General features: G+C 65.6%; 23 protein-coding genes. 5 read left to right on the top strand and 18 right to left on the bottom strand.

Features of this window, described 5'->3' with window-relative positions:
* Positions 1-27: 27 nt before the first annotated feature.
* The 18 genes from FHW79_RS25960 to FHW79_RS26045 all read right to left on the bottom strand — a co-directional run bounded on the left by FHW79_RS25960 (position 28) and on the right by FHW79_RS26045 (position 12,209).
* Positions 28-417, bottom strand: coding sequence for a DUF3168 domain-containing protein (locus tag FHW79_RS25960; protein ID WP_183181577.1), 390 nt, complete (start codon positions 415-417; stop codon positions 28-30).
* Positions 414-926 (bottom strand): HK97 gp10 family phage protein, encoded by a 513-nt coding sequence (locus tag FHW79_RS25965; protein WP_183181578.1) that lies wholly within the window; start codon positions 924-926, stop codon positions 414-416. The genes FHW79_RS25960 and FHW79_RS25965 overlap by 4 nt, the downstream gene beginning before the upstream one ends.
* A complete protein-coding gene (locus FHW79_RS25970; RefSeq protein WP_183181579.1) occupies positions 926-1,261 on the bottom strand; it encodes a phage head closure protein in 336 nt (111 codons plus the stop codon). Before FHW79_RS25970 ends, FHW79_RS25965 begins: the two co-directional genes overlap by 1 nt.
* Positions 1,258-1,566, bottom strand: a complete 309-nt coding sequence (locus FHW79_RS25975; protein ID WP_183181580.1) for a head-tail connector protein — start codon at positions 1,564-1,566, stop codon at positions 1,258-1,260. Before FHW79_RS25975 ends, FHW79_RS25970 begins: the two co-directional genes overlap by 4 nt.
* Positions 1,567-1,635: 69 nt before the next feature.
* Positions 1,636-1,797, bottom strand: coding sequence for a hypothetical protein (locus FHW79_RS25980; protein WP_183181581.1), 162 nt, complete (start codon positions 1,795-1,797; stop codon positions 1,636-1,638).
* A 15-nt stretch (positions 1,798-1,812) separates the two neighbouring features.
* The gene (locus tag FHW79_RS25985; RefSeq protein ID WP_183181582.1) at positions 1,813-3,129 is read right to left on the bottom strand and encodes a phage major capsid protein; all 1,317 of its coding nucleotides are present in this window, start codon (positions 3,127-3,129) and stop codon (positions 1,813-1,815) included.
* A 5-nt stretch (positions 3,130-3,134) separates the two neighbouring features.
* Positions 3,135-4,178 carry a S49 family peptidase gene (locus FHW79_RS25990; protein ID WP_183181583.1) on the bottom strand — a complete coding sequence of 348 codons (1,044 nt, stop codon included), beginning with the start codon at positions 4,176-4,178 and terminating at the stop codon, positions 3,135-3,137.
* Between the two features lie 12 nt (positions 4,179-4,190).
* Positions 4,191-5,477: a phage portal protein gene (locus FHW79_RS25995; RefSeq protein ID WP_183181584.1), complete on the bottom strand. Its 1,287-nt coding sequence runs from the start codon at positions 5,475-5,477 to the stop codon at positions 4,191-4,193.
* Positions 5,477-7,213: a terminase TerL endonuclease subunit gene (locus tag FHW79_RS26000; RefSeq protein WP_183181585.1), complete on the bottom strand. Its 1,737-nt coding sequence runs from the start codon at positions 7,211-7,213 to the stop codon at positions 5,477-5,479. The genes FHW79_RS25995 and FHW79_RS26000 overlap by 1 nt, the downstream gene beginning before the upstream one ends.
* Positions 7,213-7,707 (bottom strand): phage terminase small subunit P27 family, encoded by a 495-nt coding sequence (locus FHW79_RS26005; protein ID WP_183181586.1) that lies wholly within the window; start codon positions 7,705-7,707, stop codon positions 7,213-7,215. Before FHW79_RS26005 ends, FHW79_RS26000 begins: the two co-directional genes overlap by 1 nt.
* Before the next feature lie 119 nt (positions 7,708-7,826).
* Entirely contained in the window at positions 7,827-8,201 is a 375-nt protein-coding gene (locus tag FHW79_RS26010) for an HNH endonuclease (protein WP_183181587.1), read from the bottom strand.
* Between the two features lie 2 nt (positions 8,202-8,203).
* Entirely contained in the window at positions 8,204-8,470 is a 267-nt protein-coding gene (locus FHW79_RS26015) for a hypothetical protein (protein WP_183181588.1), read from the bottom strand.
* Positions 8,467-9,261, bottom strand: coding sequence for a site-specific DNA-methyltransferase (locus FHW79_RS26020; RefSeq protein ID WP_183181589.1), 795 nt, complete (start codon positions 9,259-9,261; stop codon positions 8,467-8,469). Before FHW79_RS26020 ends, FHW79_RS26015 begins: the two co-directional genes overlap by 4 nt.
* A 17-nt stretch (positions 9,262-9,278) precedes the next feature.
* Positions 9,279-10,277 carry a site-specific integrase gene (locus FHW79_RS26025; RefSeq protein ID WP_183181590.1) on the bottom strand — a complete coding sequence of 333 codons (999 nt, stop codon included), beginning with the start codon at positions 10,275-10,277 and terminating at the stop codon, positions 9,279-9,281.
* A 33-nt stretch (positions 10,278-10,310) separates the two neighbouring features.
* Positions 10,311-10,700, bottom strand: coding sequence for a hypothetical protein (locus tag FHW79_RS26030; RefSeq protein WP_183181591.1), 390 nt, complete (start codon positions 10,698-10,700; stop codon positions 10,311-10,313).
* On the bottom strand, positions 10,697-10,954 hold the full coding sequence (locus tag FHW79_RS26035) for a hypothetical protein (RefSeq protein ID WP_183181592.1): 258 nt from the start codon (positions 10,952-10,954) through the stop codon (positions 10,697-10,699). The genes FHW79_RS26030 and FHW79_RS26035 overlap by 4 nt, the downstream gene beginning before the upstream one ends.
* Before the next feature lie 114 nt (positions 10,955-11,068).
* Positions 11,069-11,890, bottom strand: a complete 822-nt coding sequence (locus FHW79_RS26040) for a hypothetical protein (RefSeq protein ID WP_183181593.1) — start codon at positions 11,888-11,890, stop codon at positions 11,069-11,071.
* Between the two features lie 22 nt (positions 11,891-11,912).
* The gene (locus FHW79_RS26045; RefSeq protein ID WP_183181594.1) at positions 11,913-12,209 is read right to left on the bottom strand and encodes a hypothetical protein; all 297 of its coding nucleotides are present in this window, start codon (positions 12,207-12,209) and stop codon (positions 11,913-11,915) included.
* 592 nt (positions 12,210-12,801) lie between these two features.
* Here FHW79_RS26045 and FHW79_RS26050 point away from each other — a divergent pair.
* Genes FHW79_RS26050 through FHW79_RS26070 form a run of 5 tightly spaced genes read left to right on the top strand, consistent with a single transcriptional unit; the run spans position 12,802 to position 20,510 of the window.
* Complete coding sequence (locus tag FHW79_RS26050; RefSeq protein ID WP_183181595.1) at positions 12,802-14,388, top strand: class I SAM-dependent DNA methyltransferase; 1,587 nt, start codon at positions 12,802-12,804, stop codon at positions 14,386-14,388.
* Positions 14,385-15,614, top strand: coding sequence for a restriction endonuclease subunit S (locus tag FHW79_RS26055; RefSeq protein ID WP_183181596.1), 1,230 nt, complete (start codon positions 14,385-14,387; stop codon positions 15,612-15,614). Before FHW79_RS26050 ends, FHW79_RS26055 begins: the two co-directional genes overlap by 4 nt.
* The gene (locus FHW79_RS26060) at positions 15,611-16,615 is read left to right on the top strand and encodes a DUF4268 domain-containing protein (protein ID WP_183181597.1); all 1,005 of its coding nucleotides are present in this window, start codon (positions 15,611-15,613) and stop codon (positions 16,613-16,615) included. The genes FHW79_RS26055 and FHW79_RS26060 overlap by 4 nt, the downstream gene beginning before the upstream one ends.
* On the top strand, positions 16,612-17,343 hold the full coding sequence (locus FHW79_RS26065; RefSeq protein ID WP_183181598.1) for an abortive infection family protein: 732 nt from the start codon (positions 16,612-16,614) through the stop codon (positions 17,341-17,343). Before FHW79_RS26060 ends, FHW79_RS26065 begins: the two co-directional genes overlap by 4 nt.
* Complete coding sequence (locus tag FHW79_RS26070) at positions 17,340-20,510, top strand: type I restriction endonuclease subunit R (protein WP_247884609.1); 3,171 nt, start codon at positions 17,340-17,342, stop codon at positions 20,508-20,510. The genes FHW79_RS26065 and FHW79_RS26070 overlap by 4 nt, the downstream gene beginning before the upstream one ends.

The raw sequence follows: 20,510 nt of genomic DNA on the forward strand, positions 1-20,510 counted from the left end.
GCGTCCTCGAGGAAAAGGGGTGGTGGATCAGTCGGGGTTGGTCAGGGCGGCGAAGCGGATCACGCCGTGGCGGGTCTGTTCGTCCACGTCGGCGAAGTCGGAAGCGAAATCGAAGCGCAGGCGCACCAGGGCGTGACCGGACAGGACCAGGGGGCGGCCGTGCAGTGCGGCCTTGATCTGGCCGAGCAGCTCCTTCGTCTCGCGCCGCCCGGCGTATTGGGACCAGACATGCAGGGTCAGGCTGTGGTCCTCGCCGTCGTCGGTCTTGCTGCCGGCCAGCGCGATGGTGCTGTCGCCGATCGCCACGTAGGGCATGGCGGCGCCCTGCGGCACGTCGTCGTAGACGGGCGCGGCCAGCACGCCGGGCACGGACAACGCGTCGTACACGGCCTTTTGCAGCTCCCATCCGGCGCTCATGGGTCGGCGTCCTTGGTGCGGCGGATCAGCGCCGGCATGGCGGCCAGGCCGTCCCCATCGTCGGTGACCAGGCCGGCGGCGTGCTTCAGCGCGCGGTCGACGGCGCCGCCGATGTCGGCGAGGTTGCGCGCCTTGTTCGCCTTGAACGCCGGGACCAAAAAGGGTTGCGCCGGGCTGCCGGGGTGCTGGATCACCGCGCCGCCGGGCATCTTGATGGCGTGGGGACGGGCGCCGAACTCCACCAGGTGGGCGTGCCGCGCCCGGCGCCGGCCAAAGCTGCCGACCGAAGCGCCGAGGCCGTCCTGGCGGATCTTGACCTTGAATTTGGCGCGCAGCTCACCGGTGGCGTAGCGGTTCTTTCCCGGCGCCGGCATGGCCGTCAGGGCGGCGTCGAAAATCCGGGTCGCCGCACCCTCGATCGCGGTGGCCACCTCGGTTTGCGCGTCCGCCGGCAGACGGCGGAGCAAGCGGCGGAGCTTGATCGCTCCGGAGAGTCGGCGGCGTGCCATCAGCCCTCGCAATCCAGGGTGAGGAAGGGGTCCCGCCCGGCGTCGGCGATGAAGCGGATATTGTAGGTCTGGCCGCGCCAGATCACGCGCATGTCGGGGGCCACGTCGGCCCGCCGGCGGATGCGCATGCGTACCAAGACCGACGCCTCGCGCTGTTGGGCGTTGGCGCGTTCGTCGCCGGAGACCGGCCAGACTTTCGCCCAGACGGTGCACACCGGCACCCACGCCACAGTGGCCCCGCCGCCGCCGTCGCCGCTGCGGATCTCCCGCTCGATGGCGACGCGCTGGTCCAGCTCGCCGGCCCCGGTGCGATACCCGGTGCGCCGCCCGCTCATGCCACGCTGACCTTGCGATGGAACGACAGCAGCCGCTCCAAGGTCGGGTTGTCGGCCAGCGACAGGCCGGCGGCCACCCCTTCACGGTTGGCGTAGAGGTCGGCCAGGATCAGCAGGGCTGCGGCCTTCACCGACGCGGGCACGGGCACCGGGAGGCCGGCGCCATCGCTCCACGGCACCGGACGGCCCAGCGACTGCCCCACCAGCTCCTCCGCCGCGGCCAGCTTCAGCGCGATGTCGGCGTCCTCGTCGGCGCCGTCCACGCGCAGATGCGCCTTGGCTTCATCCAGGGTCACGAAGGGCATTGCGCAGCTCCGGAAAGCACAAGGGCCGGCGAAAGCCGGCCCTCTGTGCGGGTGGTGCGGGTGGCCGGCCTACTTGCCGGCGTCGCCCGCTTTCTTCGCCTCGGCCCGCACTTCCTCGGCGACCTTGGCCTTCACCAGCGCGTCGGCCACGTCCGTTGCGAAGCGGGCGACCTCGCCGGCGTTGTAGAGCGTGCCCACCGTGGCGGGTTCCTTGAACTTGACGGCCTTCATGGCGTCGGACTCCTCTTACGGCTTCCAGGCGACCTGTTGCAGCACGGCGATCGCCACGTCGTGGCGCGTGCCCAGGTCGTGTTCGGTGATGATGCGGATCAGGGTTTCGTCGGTCTGGAAGGCGGAACGCCATTCCGTGCCGTCGTGGTAGGACGCCTGATCGGAGCTGGCGATGGTGGTGACGTAGGTGTCGCCGATCAGGACCTCGGCGAAGTCGGCGAAGATGATCTCCGACTCGTCGCCATCCGCGCCGAGGTTGCTCGGCACCGAGGTCGTCATGGAATAGGGATAGGAGCCGATGCGGCCTTGCTGGATCTCCGGGAAGGCCTTGTTGCCGTTGCCGTCCGTCAGGTTCTCGAGGAACTCCTTGGTCGTCGGCGAAACGATGTAGCCGCACCGCGCCATCGGCACGTTGGCGTTGATGACGCGCAGGCGCAGCCGGCTGAGGTCGTTGCGCACCGCCTGCACCCGCTCCGCCGCGTCGGTGATGCCGGAGAGGTCGGTGGCGGCGATCTTGTTGCCGAGCGCGGCCAGGTTGACGAGACCGGCCGGGGCGAGGTCGGAGCCGACGCCGCGGATGAACTGCTGATCCTCCTTCAGCGCCACGCTGCCCAGCAGATCGTCGCGCACCATGCGCTCCACGCTCGTGCTGGCGCGGCGGATGAGCTGGTTGGTGATCGGCACCAGGGCGGTCAGCTTCTTGGCCGACAGCTTCATGTTGCCGACCGTCGCCCCGGTGACGTTGATCGGCTGGCGCTCGCCGGTGTAGGTCGCCGAGGTGCCGGAGGTCTTGCGCTTCATCGTCAGGTTGCCGGTCGGGATCGGCAGCACCGTGGCGCCCATGCCGCGCACCACGACGCGCGGGCGCAGAAGGTCGATGAAGTCGGTGGAATGGGTTTCGTCCACCAGGAGGCCGCCCTTGGTCTGCTCCGACTGCTCCAGGTTGGCGACGATCTGGCCGGCCTGCGTGCCCCAGGCGTTTTCGGCCCAATCGGCGGCGGCGCGGCGGTCCATGTTGCCGTTGACCAGCGCCATGGTGATGCGGGCGAACTGCTGACCGGCTTCCAGCTTCTCCGCCGGCTGGGCGGGCACATGGCCGGCGGCGCCGGGCAGCGAGGCCGCCGGGCGGGCGGCGGCGGCGCGGCGGCGCTGGAGGTCCTCCTCAACCTTGAGGGACGCGGACAGCTTGTCGTCCTGCGCCTTCAGGTCCTCGAACGTCTTCGCCTCGGTTTCGGTCAGGTCGCGGCCTTCGGCGTCGGCGGTGGCCAGGAGCGACTCCATGTCGTCCTGAACCTTGGCCTGGTCCGCCTTCAGCTTGATGATACGGCTCATGTCGGTCAGCTCCTTGCGCGGCGGCGCCGCAGGTCGAGTTGAAGAGAGGCCAGCCGTGTGCTGGCCCCGGTGCGCGGCAGTGCGTCGGGAATTGCGGCTGTGTCGGGAATTGCGGTGGTGTCCGGAGCCGCTTCGGCTTCGGCCTCCACCTCGGTCTCCAGGTCCGCGGCCCTGTCGCCGGCCTTGCCGGTGGCCCCGCCACCACGGGCGAGGCGGGTCAGGGTGTCCTCGAGCGTGCCCAGGCGATCGACCATCCCGGCGTCCAGCGCCGACTTGCCGACCTTCACGCCGCCGCGGCCGAAGTTCTCGATTACGGTCTTGGGCGTGACCCCGCGGCCCTTGGCCACGTCGCCGATGAAGACCTTCTCGATCTGGTCCAACTCGGCGCGCAGTTGCTCCCGGCCGGCCTCGGTGTTGAAGTCGGGACGCTTGTTGGCGGCGTTGGAGGACACGACGTCATACTGGCGGTAGCCGTCGCGGTCGGCGTGTTCCTGCGCCCGCACGCTCATGACGACGCCGATGGACCCCACCAGGCCGGCGCGGTCCAGAACGATCTCGTGGGCTTGGCTGGCGATCCAGTAGCAGGCCGACGCGCCCAGGCCGGTGACGTGGGCGGTGACCGGCTTGGGGCTGGCGGCGATCAGCCCGGCGAACTCGGCGGTGCCCGACACCGCGCCGCCGGGGCTGTCCATCACCAGGAGGATGCGGGTCACGGCGTCCGACAGCTGCGCCACCCGCAGATCCGCCGCGGCCACGTCCAGCGACGTGGCGCCGGAATAGTCGGACATCACGTTGGAGCGGGGAAAGATCGGCCCGAGGATCGGGATGCAGGCCACGCCGTTGCGGATGGTGGTCCGGCGGGCGCCGTCCAAGCGGCTCCCCATGGCGGCGACGGCCTGAAGGTAGCGGGCCTCATGGCCGTCCTCGGCCTTGGCGATGACCTCCGGCGCATCCAGGGCGCGCTCGGCGATCCGCTCAATGACGGCCAGGTAATCGGGCGTGATGGCCCACGGCTGCGCGCGGATCGCGCGCAGGACAGCGGATGGCATGGGGGAGTCTCCTCAGTCCTTCGGCGTGCCGCCGGCGGATTTCGGCCGTTCGGTGCCGGCCACGTAGAAGTTGAGCGGCCACAGGTAGGCCGTGCCGGCGGCGCCGCCGATGGCGTTGCGGTTCTCGGCGGCGCGGATCTCGTCCACGTTCAGCGCGCCCAGCTCGCGGGCGGCCTTGTAGGCCTCCCAGCGGCTCTTGCTGTCGCCCTTCAGCAGCGCGTCGGGGAGGAACTCGTAGAAGCAGCCCTGTTCGGCAAAGGCCAGGGTCGCCGCCTCCGCCACCCGCGTGTAGTGGGGCATCATGTGGTAGATCACGAACTCCAGGCTTTGGTGCTCGATGTTGTTGTTGGTCGAGCGCGACAGCTCGAACAGCAGGTGCGGCGGGACGCCCAGCGCCCGCGCCACCTCGGACACCTGGAAGATCCGGGTTTCGAGGTGCTGCGCCTTCTCGTTGTCGTGGCTGAGAAAGGTCGGCTTGAGGTCCTGGTCCAGCACCGCCGTGCCGTGGGCGCGCGCGGCGCCGGCGAAGCGGTCCTCCCAATCCGCCTTGATCTCCTGCTTCGCCTCGCGCGGGATCTTGTTGGGCGAGGTGAGGACGACGTTGGGCTTGGCGTCGTTGGCCCAGAAGCGGTTGGCGTACTCGGTGGTGGCCAGGGCGCCGCCCAGCACCTCGCGCATGTAGGTGATCGGGTCGATGCCGGTCAGGCCGTCGCGGGTGAACCCCGGAATGTGCCAAACCTGATCGGCGCTGAAGCGGTCGCGCGTGCCGTCGGGCAGCGTGGCGTCGTAGAAGGGTTCAATCCCGGTCTGCCGGTCGAAGTGGAAGTTGACCCCCAGGCCGCGCGGATCGAGGCGGGTCAGAACGGTGGGGTCCTGGCGGTAGTCGCGCGAAATGAAGCCGGCGAAGCGGCCGGCCAGGCAGATGTCCGCCAGCAACAGCTCCTTGAAGGCGAACGGCGTCTGGAAGCCGTTGGGGCGGTCGTGGAACAGGGTGTAGCGCGGGGACCCGGTGGCCCGCTCCTTTCCACCGTTGCCCGTGCGGCGGTAATAGACCAGCGGCGTCATGGCGAAGACGCCGGTCAGCACGCGCAGGGCCTGCATCACCGCCGACAGCGAGAGGGCCAACCCTTCGTTCACCCGCACCCCGGCGCTCGACGCCCGGCCGTAGCTCGTCACCAGCCAGGCCTCCGGGGTCTGCACCCCGGACGGCGTGTCCTCACCGGTCGGTCCGCCGCTGACGGTCGGTTCGATGCGCGCCGCCGGCGCCCTGGCGCCGCGCAGTCTGTCGAAGAGGCCCATCACATCCCCGTATATTCGAAGTCGTCGTCGGCCTCTTCGCGCGCCATGGCGCGGCCCAGAGCCGAAATCAGCGCCACCGGCCCGTCGATCTTCTTGGCCGGCTTTTCCTTGTCGGGATAGACGTTGTCTTTCTTGTCGGGCTTGGCGACGACGTTGGACATCATCCACGTCATCACCGGGCACCCGGCGTGTTCCAGCTTGCCGTCCCGGATCAGCGCGTCGAGCTGCTTCATCGGTTCGGAGAAGGTCAGCACCAGCGGCCGGTACTCGATCATCGGCAAGCCACGCTTCACCAGCCGGTTGACCAGCATGGTGGCCTGGTGCGGATCGTAGGCCACATCCAGCACCTCGAAGCGGTCGGCCAGATCGAGGATGTCCTCTTCGATGACCTCGTAGTCCGTCACGTTGCCGTCCGTCACCTTCAGCAGCCCGGCGTCCCGCCACGCTTGGTAGCGTTCGTTTTCCGGCAGATCGACGGTGGCTTCGGGCAGGTAGTGGTAGCCGAAGGTGGCCCAGGTCCCGCCCTCTTCCAGCGGCGGGAACAGGATCTCCAGGGCGGCGATGTCCACCTTGCTCGCCAGGTCCAGGCCCAGGCGGCACGGGCGGCCGAGGAAGTCGTCCAGCGTCAGCCCCGGCCGCGCCCCGGCCATCCAAGCTTTCATGTCGAAGAAGCCGGAGCGGGCGTTCACCCACAGGTTCAGGTGCTTCGTCAGGAAGCGCCCGCGTGCGCGGGTGCTGTTGACCGCCTCGCGTTGCCGGGCCGCCAGGAAATCGGCCGCGACGCTCACCCCGATGTTCGGGTTGGCCTTGGCCAAGGCGCCGGGCCTGGCCCAATCGTCGTCCTTGTCCAAGGTGTAGACGATCCCGAACTTCTCCTCGTCCGGCGTCACACCGTCCAGGATCTTGATGAGGTCGCCGCGCAGCTCGTAGCACGGCCCGCCGATGTCAAAACCGGCCGTGGTGATGACCAGGCTGAGGGGCTGCTCACGCGCCCCCATGCCGGTCACCATGGTGTCGAACTGCGATGAGGTGTCGTGCTCGTGGTACTCGTCCGTGATGGCGCAGCTCGGGCTGGCCCCGTCGCCGGGGTTGCCGATCACCGTCTCGAAGCGGGAGCCGTTGGCGACGACGTGCAGGTTGGCGGCGTTGACCTGGATGCCAAAGCGCTTGCGAAGCTTCGGGGTCTGAAGGCAGATCAGCCGGGCCGGCCGGAAGACCTCGAGGGCCTGCTTCTCCGTCGTGGCGCCGGCGTAGACCTCCGCCCCGTATTCGCCATCCGCGGCGAACATATAGAGGCCGATCCCCGACGCCAGGGCGCTCTTGCCGTTCTTGCGCGGCACCTCGATGTAGGCCAGGCGGAAACGCCGGAAACCATCGGCCTTGCGGACCCACCCGAAGACGACGCACAGGATGAACACCTGCCACGGCGCCAGCGTGATGAGGTGGGCGCGGGGGTTGGCCGGGTCCTTCTTCGCCCATTTGCCCTTGGTGTGGGGCAGCAGCTCGATGAAGCGGCACACCCGGCCGGCTTTGGCCACGTCGAAACGGTAGGGCCAGTCTCCCTTGCTGAGTTCCAGATCATCCAGGTGCCGACGGCACGCGGCGATCACGTAGGCGCACGCCGGGATGCGGTGGTTGACCACATCGCGGGCGTAGCGGTTGGCGGTGTCGACGAAGGCCTGGTCCGCCGCGGCGATCTTGTCGGCCGCGTCGCCGCTGGAGCGCGCGGCGGCCATCAGAAGCCCTCGTACTCGTCCTCTTCCTGCTCACCGGAAGCGGCGGCGGACACGCGCGAACGGTCGGCCGGGGTGAGTCCGAAGCGGGCCAGCCACATGCACAGGCGCCGGTCGGCGTCGGCCACCATGGCGACCTCCGGGCGGGCGCGCAGCATCTTCCCGTTCTTGCCTTCGGTGACGTAGGTCAGGTCACCGGCGGCGGCGATCAGGTCCTCGCCGTCGCTGACGCCACGGTCGAGCGCATGGCGGGCGCGCAGCAGGTCAGCGTAGGTCTCGCACAGCGCCTCCAGCGCCGGCGCGTCCGCCGCAGTCAGCACGCCCATCTCTTCGAGCATGCCGGCGATGCCCGGCCAGACTTTCCGGGCCATCGCCGATGCATGCGGCGGCGGCAGCGGCACGCCCGGCTGGAGCCGGGGTTCGCGCTCGTTGGTGCGGCACGGCTGAAGCGTGCCGGCCAGCTCCTTGAGCGCGGTCGGTTTGCGAGGTCGCGGCATGGCGGTCTTCCCACCGGGTGCTTTTTTCCCCCGGTTTTGCACGCGGAAAAATCTGGGGAGGCACAACGGTCCCCCGGTCGAGGGGCGCCGGGGATCGGACCCCCCACCCCCCGGCCGGGTCAGGCCCTGGCCCGGCCGAACCCGCCGTCTTCGCGCGCGGTCTTCCGGTCGTGGCAGGGCTTGGCCATGCTGCGCAGGTTGGCCGGGTCGAAGAAGAGATCCTCGTCGCCGCGGTGCGGGCGGATGTGATCCACCACCGTGGCCGGGGTGATGCGGCGGCGGCCTTCGCCGCAGGCCTCGCACTGGCACAGCGGGTGCGCCGCCAACTGCGCGGCCCGGAGCGTGCGCCACCGCGCCGTTTTGTAAAGGGCACGGGCAGGGTTGTCCCGCCGGCGCCGGTCGGTCTCACGGCCAAGCTGCCGGGTTTGCTCGCGCTGGGCGACGGCCGGGGGGCGCCAGCCGGGCGGGCGGTGCAGGGGAGGGGCCTTGGGCATGGTCAGACCTCAGGGGATTTGCCGGCGCCAAACCGTTCACCGGTGAACGGTTTGGCCGCGCTCCGGCGGTGCTGGAACCGGTCCCAATAGTCCCACACCAGCCAGAGGGCGCGGCCGACGGCGACGAAGACGGCGCACCAAAAGGCCAGTTCGCCGGCGAAGCCGTGCAGGGCGGAGATCCACCAGGGCATGGTGATGGCCGGAGCTACGGCCACGGCGTCGGTGATGGTGCGCTCCATGGCGCCCTCCGGAAGACGGTCAAGGGTCATGCGGCGAGATCCGCGTTCAACTCGGCGAGGCGCTTCCAGCCTGCATCGAAATACCGCTGCTCACGCTCCACCCCGAAGAAGCGGCGCCCGCGCTTCACCGCGGCGGCCCCGGTCGAACAGGAACCGAAGAAGGGGTCGACCACCAGCCCGCCCGCCGGGCAGGTGGCCTCGATCAGTTCGCCCAGCAGGGCCTCCGGCTTCTCGGTCGGGTGGAGGCCGAAGCGCACCGGCGGGTAGCCCAGCACGTTGGGTGTGCGGTGGTTCAGCGGCTCACGGCCGACACCCTTGGTGAAGTGCAGGATAAGCTCGTGCCGGTTCCGGAAGTGCCGGCCCATGCCGAGGTGCACCTTGTCCCACACCAGCAGGCCGGCGCGCCGGAGGTCGGCGCTTTCGATGGTGTCGGCGGCCTCGCCCCGCAGGGCCAGGTCGCGCAGTTCGTCCGTCTCCACCGCGTCGGCCAGGCTGTCCATCATGCGCCAGTCGATGAAGCACAGGAGGTGCCCGCCCGGCACCAGGATGCGCTGCCATTCGAGCGCGCACTGGCGGATCAGCGACATGAACCCGCGGGTGCTGAGGCTGTCCGAGCCGAACCACCGGTCTCGTCCACCCTCCTTCGTGCCGCGGGTCATCGTCTTGTTGTAGGCGGTCTTGCCGGCCTCGCGGGTGGCGCCGCTGGAATAGGGCACGTCGGTCAGCACCAAGTCGACCGAAGCGTCCTCGAGGCCCTGCATCCGCTCGATGCAGTCCCCCAGCGCCAGCGTGGCGCCGCCAATCGTCACGGTGTAGGGCATGTCTTCTCTCGTTCCGATCAGAGACCCAGCGCCGCCGAGCTGGAGCCGTCGAAGACGGTGGCCCGGCGGATGTATCCGCGCGTCGTGTCCGCCTTCTTGTGGCGGAGCTGGCGCTGAATGGTGTCCTCAGCCGCGCCGGCCTGCGCCGCGGTGGTGGCGTGGCCGGAGCGCAGCGAGTGCCCCGCCACGCGCTCCGGATCGATCGCGGCGGCCGCGGCGACACGCTTGAGCATGTCCACCGCCGCCCGATCGGAGAGGCGCCCGGCGCCCGCTCGTCCGTGGCGGTTGACCGATCGGAACAGCGGCGCGCCGGCCGAAGCCGCCGACGCCTGCATCCAGGCTTGCACCGCCCGCACCGGGCATGTCGCCATGTTCCGGCCGCGGGCGACGCCAACCATTTGGCCTTGCCCTTCCTGATCGGTCTTGCTTCGCATCAAGTGCACCAGGATGCCTTGCGAGGTCAGTTCGATGTAGCCGGTCCCGGTCCCGATCCGTCCGAGGTCCAAGCCCATCAGCTCCGACCGGCGCAACGCCGACGCGAAGCCCAGCAGGATCAGCGCCCGGTCCCGCAGGCCGGCAACGGTGGAGCTGGGCACGGTGGCCAGCATCGCCCGGATGTCATCGGCGACGAGGGGAGCCTTGCCCATCTTCGCCGTGCCGATCGTCCGCTTGATGCCGGCGAATGTGTTCGCGATGGCCGGGTGCTTGGTGTCGAAGCCCTCGCCCGCCTGACGGTGGACGAAGGCCAAGGCCGCGAGCGCCTGCTCCATGGTGCTGACCGTCCGCCCCGCTGTGGCCAAGTGGGTGAGGTAGAGCCCCACCGTCGCCGGCACCGCCGGTAACGGATCGAAGCCGGTCTCCCCGCACCAGGTGGTGAAGGTCCGGAAGGCCTTGCGGTAGGCTAGCCGGGTGTTTTCGGCGATGGCCGCCGCGGCGAAATCCGCCGCCTGTTCGGCCAGTGCTTCAAGGTCGGCGACGGCTTTGGAGCCGCCGGAAATCAAGGCGGGCAAGGCCATCTCAGCCCCCCAATAAGCGCCCTTATCGGTGGGTCAGACCATCTCGAAAGCGGCGGTTCCAGCGCGTTCCCAGAGGATGAACCCCTTGGCCGCCAGCACCGGGGCGATCTGCCCGAAGGCCTCGTCCCACAGCAGGCGCGCGCGGGCCTCGCGGTCACGCGCCGGATCGGGCGCCGGATAGGGCGCCGACTGGCGGCGACCGTAATGCCCCAGCACCGCGAGGTGATCCCGCGTGAGCTGGCCGTGGCGGTAGAGCTGGTCCACCGCATGCACCACATCGAGGGGCTGACAGGGACGCAGGATCGGTTCCGGCGCCCGCTGCACCGGCACACCGTAGACGCTGCCGGCCACCATGCGGCACGTCCACAACCATGCCTCCTCGGCATTGGCGAAGGGCACGACGGCGGCATGCTGTCGGGTCATCGGTCGCTCCTGGCCATCTCGCGAGCGTCGGCGAGGCGGCCGACGGCGTAGGCGCGCAGATCGTCATAGAGGGACCCGCTGTCTTCCAGCAGAGGAAGCGCCCACGGCGCGGTGACCCATTCATCGCCCACGCGGATTTCCACCCGGTCGATGTTGGCTTCCCAGCGCCCGCCCCGGTACTGGATGCGCGCGTCGTATTGCCGCTCCGCCGACCCGAGGGCGAGGGTCAGCACGGTGTCGTATTCGCATCGCATGATGCACCTCGGAAAACACGAAACCCGCCGCGGCGGGGCCGGGCGGGCTTTTGTGTGCACCCACCTCGGGCGCTGTCTGCCGTCAAGTAGTGACCTTTATTCCTAAATAATAGGTTAAATATCCTCTCTGGAGATCCACGGCGTCGCCGGGGCGGCAAAGCCGGTCACCCGATAATCGCGCAGCGGCAGATCCACCACCGCTCCCAGCACCCGCATCATGCCGGCATGCCACGAGGCGTAGTCTTCCCGCGCCTCCCGGATCTCGCCGATGCTGGGCGACAGTTCCACTGCGCTCCACCGGACCACCACCTGACGCGATCCGTCGTCCAAGGTGCGATAGGTGAAGCCGGGCTCGGCCTGCTGAAACTTGCGGCGGCCCCGGCTGTCCAGGATGCCAACACCGCGGGCGATCATGCGGCGCGCCACCACGGACAACGGCGGCACCGACTCCCATTCGCTCACCACGACATGGCGCCGGCCGCCACCTTTGGGGGCCGTGTTACGGACCGGCACAAACCGCTGGCACCCCAGGTTCCAGCATGGGCGTCCGCCCTCACGTGCTTGGTCGAGGATGAGCCGGCGCCAGCCCTTCAGGTTGCCGAAGGCCCGGTCGATGGCCGCCATGACCGCCTCGGCGTCCGGATGCAGCCGCGGCGCCACGCCCCGGATCTGGCCACCACCGTCCACGCGCGTCCCGGCCAAACCGATCTCGGCGACGCGGACGCAACTGTCCACCCCCCAGCCGCCCGGCCCATCGAAGCCGCCGGTTGGGTGATTGCCCCGCCGGATGGCCGCGGCGGCGGCCATTTCGACGGAGTGCAGACTCACGCGATCCCGGTCGGCCTTTTGTGTGCGGATGGTCCACACGACCAACTCTTCGAGGTCGATAGCGCGACGCTGACGCACGGCGGCGCCGGTGATGGTGTGAACGGCCACGGCAATCTCCAGCGGATGACCGTCAGGCGGCGATTGCCGGCCGGATGGTGGCGGCGCACAGCCGTTCGATGCCGGCAGCCAACGTTTCCAAGGCCGCCGGGGGAATCATCGCGGGATCGTTGCGGTAGGTCAGCAGGAACCGCCCCTTGGCGATCAGGTCCTCGGGGGTATCGACTTCCGCGCAGGCTAGAACGTGTTCCAGGTTGCCCAGCATGCCGTCCAGTTCATCCGGCGCAGCCGGTTCCTGGGCGGCGCAACACGCGGCAAGCCGCTGGTACGAGTCCAGTAGAGGGGGTAAGGACAAAGCGGCGATGCGCATGGATCGGCTCCGGCATTTGGGAGCCCAAGCGCGGCGCCATGTGATGGTGTCGGAGGGCAGGGCCGATGCCATACCGGCAGTACCGCGCCTGGGTTTAGGACTTTTGCCCGTTATCACATACCAGATCCTTATCAATAGGAATGCATGTATGGTTTGTTCCATTTTTGCCTCATGCATTTAACCGTTTACGACCACATTGCGCCGTGAGCCGACATGAGCAGCCGGTAGATAGCTTCATCAGGATCGTTGTAACTCTGCGGAATGGAACATAGGATTCCTAATCCTGGGGCCGTGGGTTCGAAACCCGACGGACCTACCAAAGAATTCGTGGACTTAGGACGCACGGGTTAGGGCGTGGGATGACTCAGTAAACACGCTGCTGGAAAGTCGGTTAGCGGAATCCAACGTTCTCTACATTCAAAAAGCAGAATAGTGAGACTTTCCCTCTCGTTCACGACGAGCACTGCCTGACTGGCCCAACGTTGTTGCCGTGCAAGCGGCGGATCAGCGCACAGGGCATTTGTCCTCACCGCCCATCTTCCTTCGCAATCCGAAATGGGTATAGTAGCCCCCCTGAACGCTAGAGGGACGCATGCCGAGACCGCGCAAAGCCGACACCGCAAAGCCGGCGAACGGCGCCGCCAAGACCGACTTCAAGCAGACGCTGTGGGCCGCCGCCGACAAGCTGCGCAAGCACATCGACGCGGCCGAGTACAAGCACGTCGTGCTCGGGCTGATCTTCCTGAAGTACATCTCCGACCGTTTCCTCGCCCTGCACGAGGCGCTGGAAAGGGATGAACTCGCTGACCCGGAAGACCGGGACGAGTACGAGGCCGAGAGCGTCTTCTGGGTGCCGAAGGAGGCCCGCTGGCCGGAGCTTCAGAAGGACGCCAAGAAGCCGGAGATCGGAACGCGAATCGACGCGGCCATGGATATCGTCGAGAAGGCGAATCCGACGCTGAAGGGCGTGCTGCCGAAGGACTATGGGCGCGCCTCGCTCGACAAGCAGATGCTGGGCGAACTGGTGGACCTGATCGGCACCATCGAGCTGGTGGCGCGGCGCGAGGGCGAAAACGGCACACCGCAGGATATCCTGGGGCATGTGTACGAATATTTCCTCGGCCAGTTCGCCGCCGCCGAAGGCAAGAAGGGCGGCCAGTTCTACACCCCGGAATGCGTGGTGAAGCTGCTGGTCGAGATGATCGAGCCCTACAAGGGCCGCGTCTACGACCCGTGCTGCGGCTCCGGCGGCATGTTCGTGCAGTCGGAAAAATTCGTCGAGGCGCACAACGGCCGGCGCATCGACTTGTCCATTTTCGGGCAGGAGAGCAACCACACGACCTGGAAGCTCGCTCGCATGAACCTCGCCATCCGTGGCATCGAGGCCAATCTGGGCGACCGCAACGCGGACAGCTTCCACGATGACCTGCACAAGGACCTGAAAGCCGACTTCATCCTCGCCAACCCGCCGTTCAACGACAGCGACTGGGGCGGCGAGCGCCGACGCGATGACGTGCGCTGGGCCTACGGCGTGCCGCCGGCCGGCAACGCCAACCTCGCCTGGGTGCAGCACTTCATCCACCATCTGGCGCCGAACGGCGTTGCCGGCTTCGTGCTTGCCAACGGTTCCATGACCTCAAACCAGTCCGGCGAAGGCGAGATCCGCAAAGCCATCGTCGAGGCTGATCTGGTGGACTGCATGGTGGCGCTGCCCGGCCAGCTTTTCTTCACGACGCAGATCCCCGTGTGTCTCTGGTTCCTCTCCCGCAACAAGGCGGGCGGGAAGGTTGGGCCGGGCAAGACCCTGCGCGACCGGCGCGGCGAGGTGCTTTTCATCGACGCCCGCAAGCTCGGTCGTATGGTTGACCGCGTTCGTCGGGAGCTTACGGATATCCCAGGCGGGGACATCGACGCGATCACCAAGACCTATCATGCGTGGCGCACCTGGGGAGGGGAATACGAGGACAAGCCAGGTTTCTGTAAGTCTGTAACGCTAGAAGATATCCGTGCTTACGGACATGTGCTGGCGCCGGGAAGATACGTTGGCACCGCGGAAGCTGGCGAAGGGGGTGAGCCATTCGAGTTGCATTTCAGGCGAATCAAAGAGCGATTGCTGGCTGAATTCGAGAACAGAGTGGTCCTTGAAGCATCAGTTCGAAAGGTTCTGGGCGATCTATGATTGTTGAATGGAAGACAACAAGGGTTGGCGATCAAATCAACCTTCAGAGAGGATTTGATATTACTCGCGATGGAGCCGCCTGCGGCCCGTTTCCGGTCATTTCATCGAGTGGTACTTCTTTCTACAATGACAAGGCGATGGTTTCTGGTCCGGGCGTTGTGATAGGGCGCAAGGGAACCTTGGGCACAGTGTTTTATGTAGAGGGAGACTACTGGCCTCACGATACAACGCTCTGGGTTACCGATTTTTGCGGTAATAACCCCAGGTTCGTTTACTATTTTTTAAAAAGCCTGAGTCTGCAAGACTTTGATGTCGGAAGTGCCAATCCAACTCTCAACCGTAACCATGTGCATCCGATAGAGGTTCTGTGGCCACCAAGAGAAGAGCAGGACGGAATTTCTTATATTTTGTCAACAATAGATGGAAAGATAGAATCAAACTGCTTGGTGCGAAGAAATTTGGAGTCGGCAATGGAGCAGATATTTAAATCTATGTTTAAGGGGAAAGAAGAAAAAGATGAAGCCTTGAATTGGTGTGGAAGGTCATTTGCAAAATATACCTCAGACCAAAATCGTGCATCTGATGGGTGGAGTATAGTTAAGTTTGGACAGATTACGGATCGTATATCTATGGGACCATTCGGTTCTCGAATCAAAGCAGAAAATTTTGTTGACGCTGGTGTCCCGGTTATACGTGGATCGAACTTGGCTGGTATGTTTGTTGATGGTAAATTTGCCTATTTGTCTAATGAAAAGGCCGATGAGCTAAGTGCTTCACGGGCTGAGGCTGGGGATATTGTTTTTACGCACAGGGGTACTGTAGGGCAGGTTTCGCTTGTTCCTGATGACGGTGAGCATAAAAGATATGTTGTTTCTCAGAGTCAGATGGTTGCTACGGTTAACGAAGAAATGTGTTCGCGATACTATGCATATCTCTATTTTTCTGTCGGCCGAGGCAGGTGGGAAATAGAATCTAATATAAACACGACGGGGGTTCCTGCTATTTCGAGGCCATCAACATTCTTGAAGAACGTAACATTTCCCTTGCCTAATCGTGAGCTAATGTCGGCGTTTGATGGCATTGTTCGGCCGATGTTTAACTTGGCTTCCCAATGCGACAAGGAGTCTAGCATTTTGCTTGAGCTTCGTGATCTGCTGCTCCCTAAGCTCATGTCCGGGGAAATTCGGGTGAAAGATGCCGAGCGCATGGTGGGCGACGTTATATGACCGTCGTCAAACTCGGCCGCCTCGAAAAGCTGGACCTTCGCGACATCTGGGCGTCGGAGGCCGGCGACTTCACGCCTTGGCTGGCGCAGGCAGAGAACCTGAAGCTCCTGGGCGAAGCCGTTGGGCTGGAGTTGGAGTTGGAGGCGACGGAGCGCAACGTCGGGCCATTCCGCGCAGACATTCTGTGCAAGGACACCGACTCCGGGCACTGGGTGCTGATCGAGAATCAGTTGGGACGCACTGATCATGGGCACTTTGGCCAGTTGCTGACCTACGCCGCCGGGTTGGAGGCGGTGACCATCATTTGGATCGCCGCCACCTTCACCGACGAGCACCGCGCGGCGCTCGATTGGCTGAACCAGATCACCAACGACCGCTTCACCTTCTTCGGACTGGAGATCGAGCTCTGGCGGATTGGTGACTCGCTGGCCGCGCCGAAGTTCAACGTCGTCTCCAAGCCCAACGCTTGGAGCAGTTCGGTGTCGCAGGCCGCCTCCGCCATCGCCGCCGACACGCTGAGCCCGACTAAGGCATTGCAACTGGAGTATTGGGCGCGCTTCGGTGATTTCCTGCGCCAGAACAACTCGCCCATACGGCCGCAGAAGCCGTACCCCCAGCACTGGATGAATTTCCGGGTCGGCCGTTCGGGCTTCCTGCTCAGCGCGCTGCTCAACTCCACCAGCAACCGGATCGGTGTGGACCTTTACATCACCGCCGACAACTCACTTGCCTACTTCAAGCTGCTCCAGCAGCAGAAGGAGGCCATTGAGGGCGAAATTGGTGCGCCGCTCGACTGGCTGGAACTTCCCGCGAAGAAGTCGTGTCGCATCGTGCTGTACTGGCCCGATGTCGATCCCCTCGATCAGACCCGCTGGCCCGAATACATGCAGTGGATGCGCGACAAGCTTGAGCGCTTTTCCACAACTTTCAACCAACGGGTCAGGGCACTGAACGCTGCGAATTGGGAACCTGAAATGATCGTCGAGGAGAACGCGCGGTGAACTCCGAGGGTCCTTTATCGTCAACACACTTACCCGGCTCGCGCGTGCTGCTTGAGGCTTATCCGGCAGCAGGGCGCTTGCGGTACGCCATTGAGGCCGTCGAGCGAAGCATCTCCGATCAGCCTGGTATGGTTGTCGATGTGGCCAAGACCCTCATAGAGATCTGCTGCAAGACCATCCTGGAAGAGCGCGAGGTTACGTTAAGGACGTCCACCCCGAAGCTTCCCGACCTGTTGCGCGAGACGGTTCGCTGTCTGGAGTTTGATCCGGACCGCCACCCCGAAGGCACCACGCTTCGCGACGGCTTGAAGAACATCGTCAACGGGCTCACCACGACGATCCAGGGCATTGCGGCCGTGCGCAACATTCCGGGCATCGGGCATGGCGCCCCCACCGGCATGCCCGACATCCGCGTGGATCAGGCGGCTTTCATCGTGGGCTCCGCAGACGCTGTCGTCAGCTTTCTTTTTCACATGCATCAATCGGTTTCGAAGCCCGAGCCGGTGAAGACGCCCGACCCGCCGATGATGCTGTTTCAGGACAACGAGCCGTTCAACGAGCATGTCGACGTCCTGCACGATGTCGTGAAGATCTTCGACAAGCCGTATCGCCCGGCCGAGGTGCTGTTTCACGTCGATCGCGAAGCGTATGTTGCGGCGCTCGAGGACTTCCAGGAGGATGACAAGACGGGCGCCGAGCCCGCCACGGCGACGGAGGAAGCTCAATGAAGATGAGCGAAAGCGCGGTCGAGGCGGCCGCCCTCGCCTGGTTTGCCGGCATCGGCTACAAGATCGCTCACGGCCCGGACATCGCCCCCAACTCGCCCTGTGAGGAGCGGGCGGACTATGGCGCCATGGTGCTGGAAGGGCGGCTGCGCAACGCGCTGTCCATGATCAACCCCAAGATCCCGGCACCGACGCTGGAGGAGGTGGTGCGCAAGGTGGCGCGCCCCGACAGTCCCAATCTAGTCGCCGACAACCGGGCCTTCCACCGCCTGATCACCGACGGCGTGCCGGTGGAGTACCGGACGAAGGACGGCGCGGTCAAACACGACCTGGTGCAACTGTTCGACTTCCGGCACACCGGACGCAACGACTGGCTGGTCGTCAACCAGTTCACGGTTCAGGAAGGCACCGCGACCCGCCGCCCCGACCTCGTCGTCTTCGTCAACGGGCTGCCGCTCGCGGTCTTGGAGTTGAAGGACGCGGCGAGCAAGTCGGCCACGCTCGACAAGGCCTATGGCCAGCTCCAGACCTACAAGCGCGAGATCCCCACGCTGTTCCGTTTCAACGCGGCGCTGGTGGTGTCGGACGGCATGCGCGCGCGCATGGGCACGCTCACAGCTGGGTGGGACCGCTTCCAGCCCTGGCGCACCATCAACGGTGATGAACGGGCTCCGTCGGGGCAGGCGGAGTTGCAGGTCGTTATCGAGGGGGCTTTCGCGCCGGAGCGCTTCCTCGATCTCGTGCGTCACTTCGTGGTGTTCGAGGACGATGGCGAGACGGTCGTCAAGAAAATGGCCGCCTATCACCAGTTCCACGCTGTCAACAAAGCGGTCGAGGCGACGGTCGCAGCCGCGGCGAAGGACGGCGACGGCAAGGCTGGCGTGGTCTGGCACACCCAGGGCTCGGGCAAGAGCCTGACCATGGCGTTCTACGCCGGAAAGATCATCCAGCGTCTCGACAATCCGACCGTCGTCGTACTGACCGACCGCAACGACCTGGACCAGCAGCTCTTCGACACCTTCTCGCATTGCTCGGAGCTGATGCGACAGACGCCGGTGCAGGTCGAGGGGCGCGATGACCTGAAGGCGAAGCTGGACGTCGCCTCGGGGGGCGTGGTCTTCACCACGATCCAGAAGTTCCTGCCTGATCCGGGAAAGCGTTATCCGGAAATCTCCACGCGCCACAACATCGTATTCATCGCCGACGAAGCGCACCGCAGCCAATATGGCTTCCGCCCCAAGCTGCACGTGGACAAACGGTCGAAGAAAACGACCTTGTCAGCCGGCGGCTTCGCCCAGCACGTGCGCGACGCGTTCCCTAACGCCTCCTTCATCGGCTTCACCGGGACCCCCATCGAAACCGCTGACCACAACATCCGCAACGTCTTCGGCAACTACATCGACAAGTACGACATTCACCGCGCCATCGAGGACGGCGCCACGGTGCCGATCTACTACAGCGCCCGGCTGATCAAGCTGGAGCTGGACGACGAGCTGAAACAGACGCTCGACGACGAAGCCGAGGAGGTCACCGAGGACGAGGAGCCGACCGAACGCGAGCGGCTGAAGAGCAAGTGGGCGCGGCTGGAGGCGCTGGTCGGCGCCGACGACCGGGTCAAGCTGATCGCGGCCGACATTGTGCAGCATTTCGAGGAACGGCTCGCCGTCATGGACGGTAAGGGTATGGTGGTCTGCATGAGCCGGCGCATCTGCGTGGACCTGCACGACGCCATCGTGAAGCTGCGGCCGGAATGGTTCGACGCCGACGATGGCAAAGGCGTCGTGAAGGTCATCATGACCGGCAATGCCTCCGAAACGGACTGGCAGCCGCACATCCGCACCAAGAACCGGCGGCGAAAGCTGGCCGAGCGCTTCCGCGACGCCGCCGATCCGTTCCGGCTGGTCATCGTTCGGGACATGTGGCTGACCGGCTTCGACGCGCCGTGTCTGCACACCATGTACATCGACAAGCCGATGCACGGGCTGGGGCTGATGCAGGCCATTGCCCGCGTGAACCGGGTGTTCAAGGACAAGCCAGGCGGGCTGGTGGTCGACTACCTGGGCATTGGCGACCAGCTCAAGAAGGCGCTTGCCCAGTTCACCGCCGCCGGCCACCCGGCGGGGGAGGACGTGGACCGGCCACAGGAAATGGCCGTCAGGCTGATGAAGGAAAAACACGAGGTGGTCGCCGCGATGTTCCATGGCTTCGACCACCGGCGTTTCTACACTGCCGCGCCTAGCGAACAGCTCAACATCCTGAAGTCGGCCGCCGAACACATCCTGACCCTGGACGGCCACGAGTCGGACGATTCCGACTGTGGACGGAAGGACGGCGTGGAACGGGACAGCCGACGCCGCTTTGTCGTTGCCGTGGACGCCTTGTCCAAGGCGTACGCGCTGTCGGTGCCGCACCCGGATGTGAAGGCGCTCGATGGCGATGTGGCCTTTTTCCAAGCGGTCCGCGCGACGTTGATGAAGTACGCACTGCCCGACGAAGGCGGCGAGGAGGGCGGGGGTGGGGTTCAGGACGCGGCTATCCGGCAACTCGTCTCGAAGGCAATCACCACCGACCGCATCATCGACGTCTTCCGCGAAACCGGGATGGATAAGCCGGACATCTCCATCCTGTCCGACGAATTCCTGGCCGAGGTGCAGGGCATGCCCCAGCGCAATCTCGCGATGGAAGCGCTGAAGAAGCTGCTGAACGACGAAATTCGTCTGCGCGAGCGCCGCAACTTGATCGAGGCCCGACACTTCTCCGAGATGCTAAAGGAGGCGATCCGCCGCTATCACAACCGGGCCATCGACACCGCGCAGGTGATCCAGGAATTGATCGAGTTGGCCAAGCAGTTCCGAGACTCCATCCGGCGTGGCGAGGATCTCGGTATGTCCGAGGAGGAACTGGCCTTCTATGACGCGCTGGCCCTGAATGACAGTACCGTGCAAGCCATGGGCGACGACACTTTGAAAGACATCGCCCGTGAACTGGTCAAAACCGTTCGCGCAAACGTCAGCATCGACTGGACGCAAAAGGAGTCGGTGAAGGCCAACCTCCGCCGTATGGTCCGCCGTATTCTGAAGAAGTACGGCTATCCGCCGGACCGGCAGGAGGATGCCACTCTGATCGTGATCAAGCAGGCGGAAAGCTTTGGTGACGCATTGGCAGAATGA

The sequence above is a fragment of the Azospirillum sp. OGB3 genome (genome assembly GCF_014192915.1).
Taxonomy (GTDB): domain Bacteria; phylum Pseudomonadota; class Alphaproteobacteria; order Azospirillales; family Azospirillaceae; genus Azospirillum.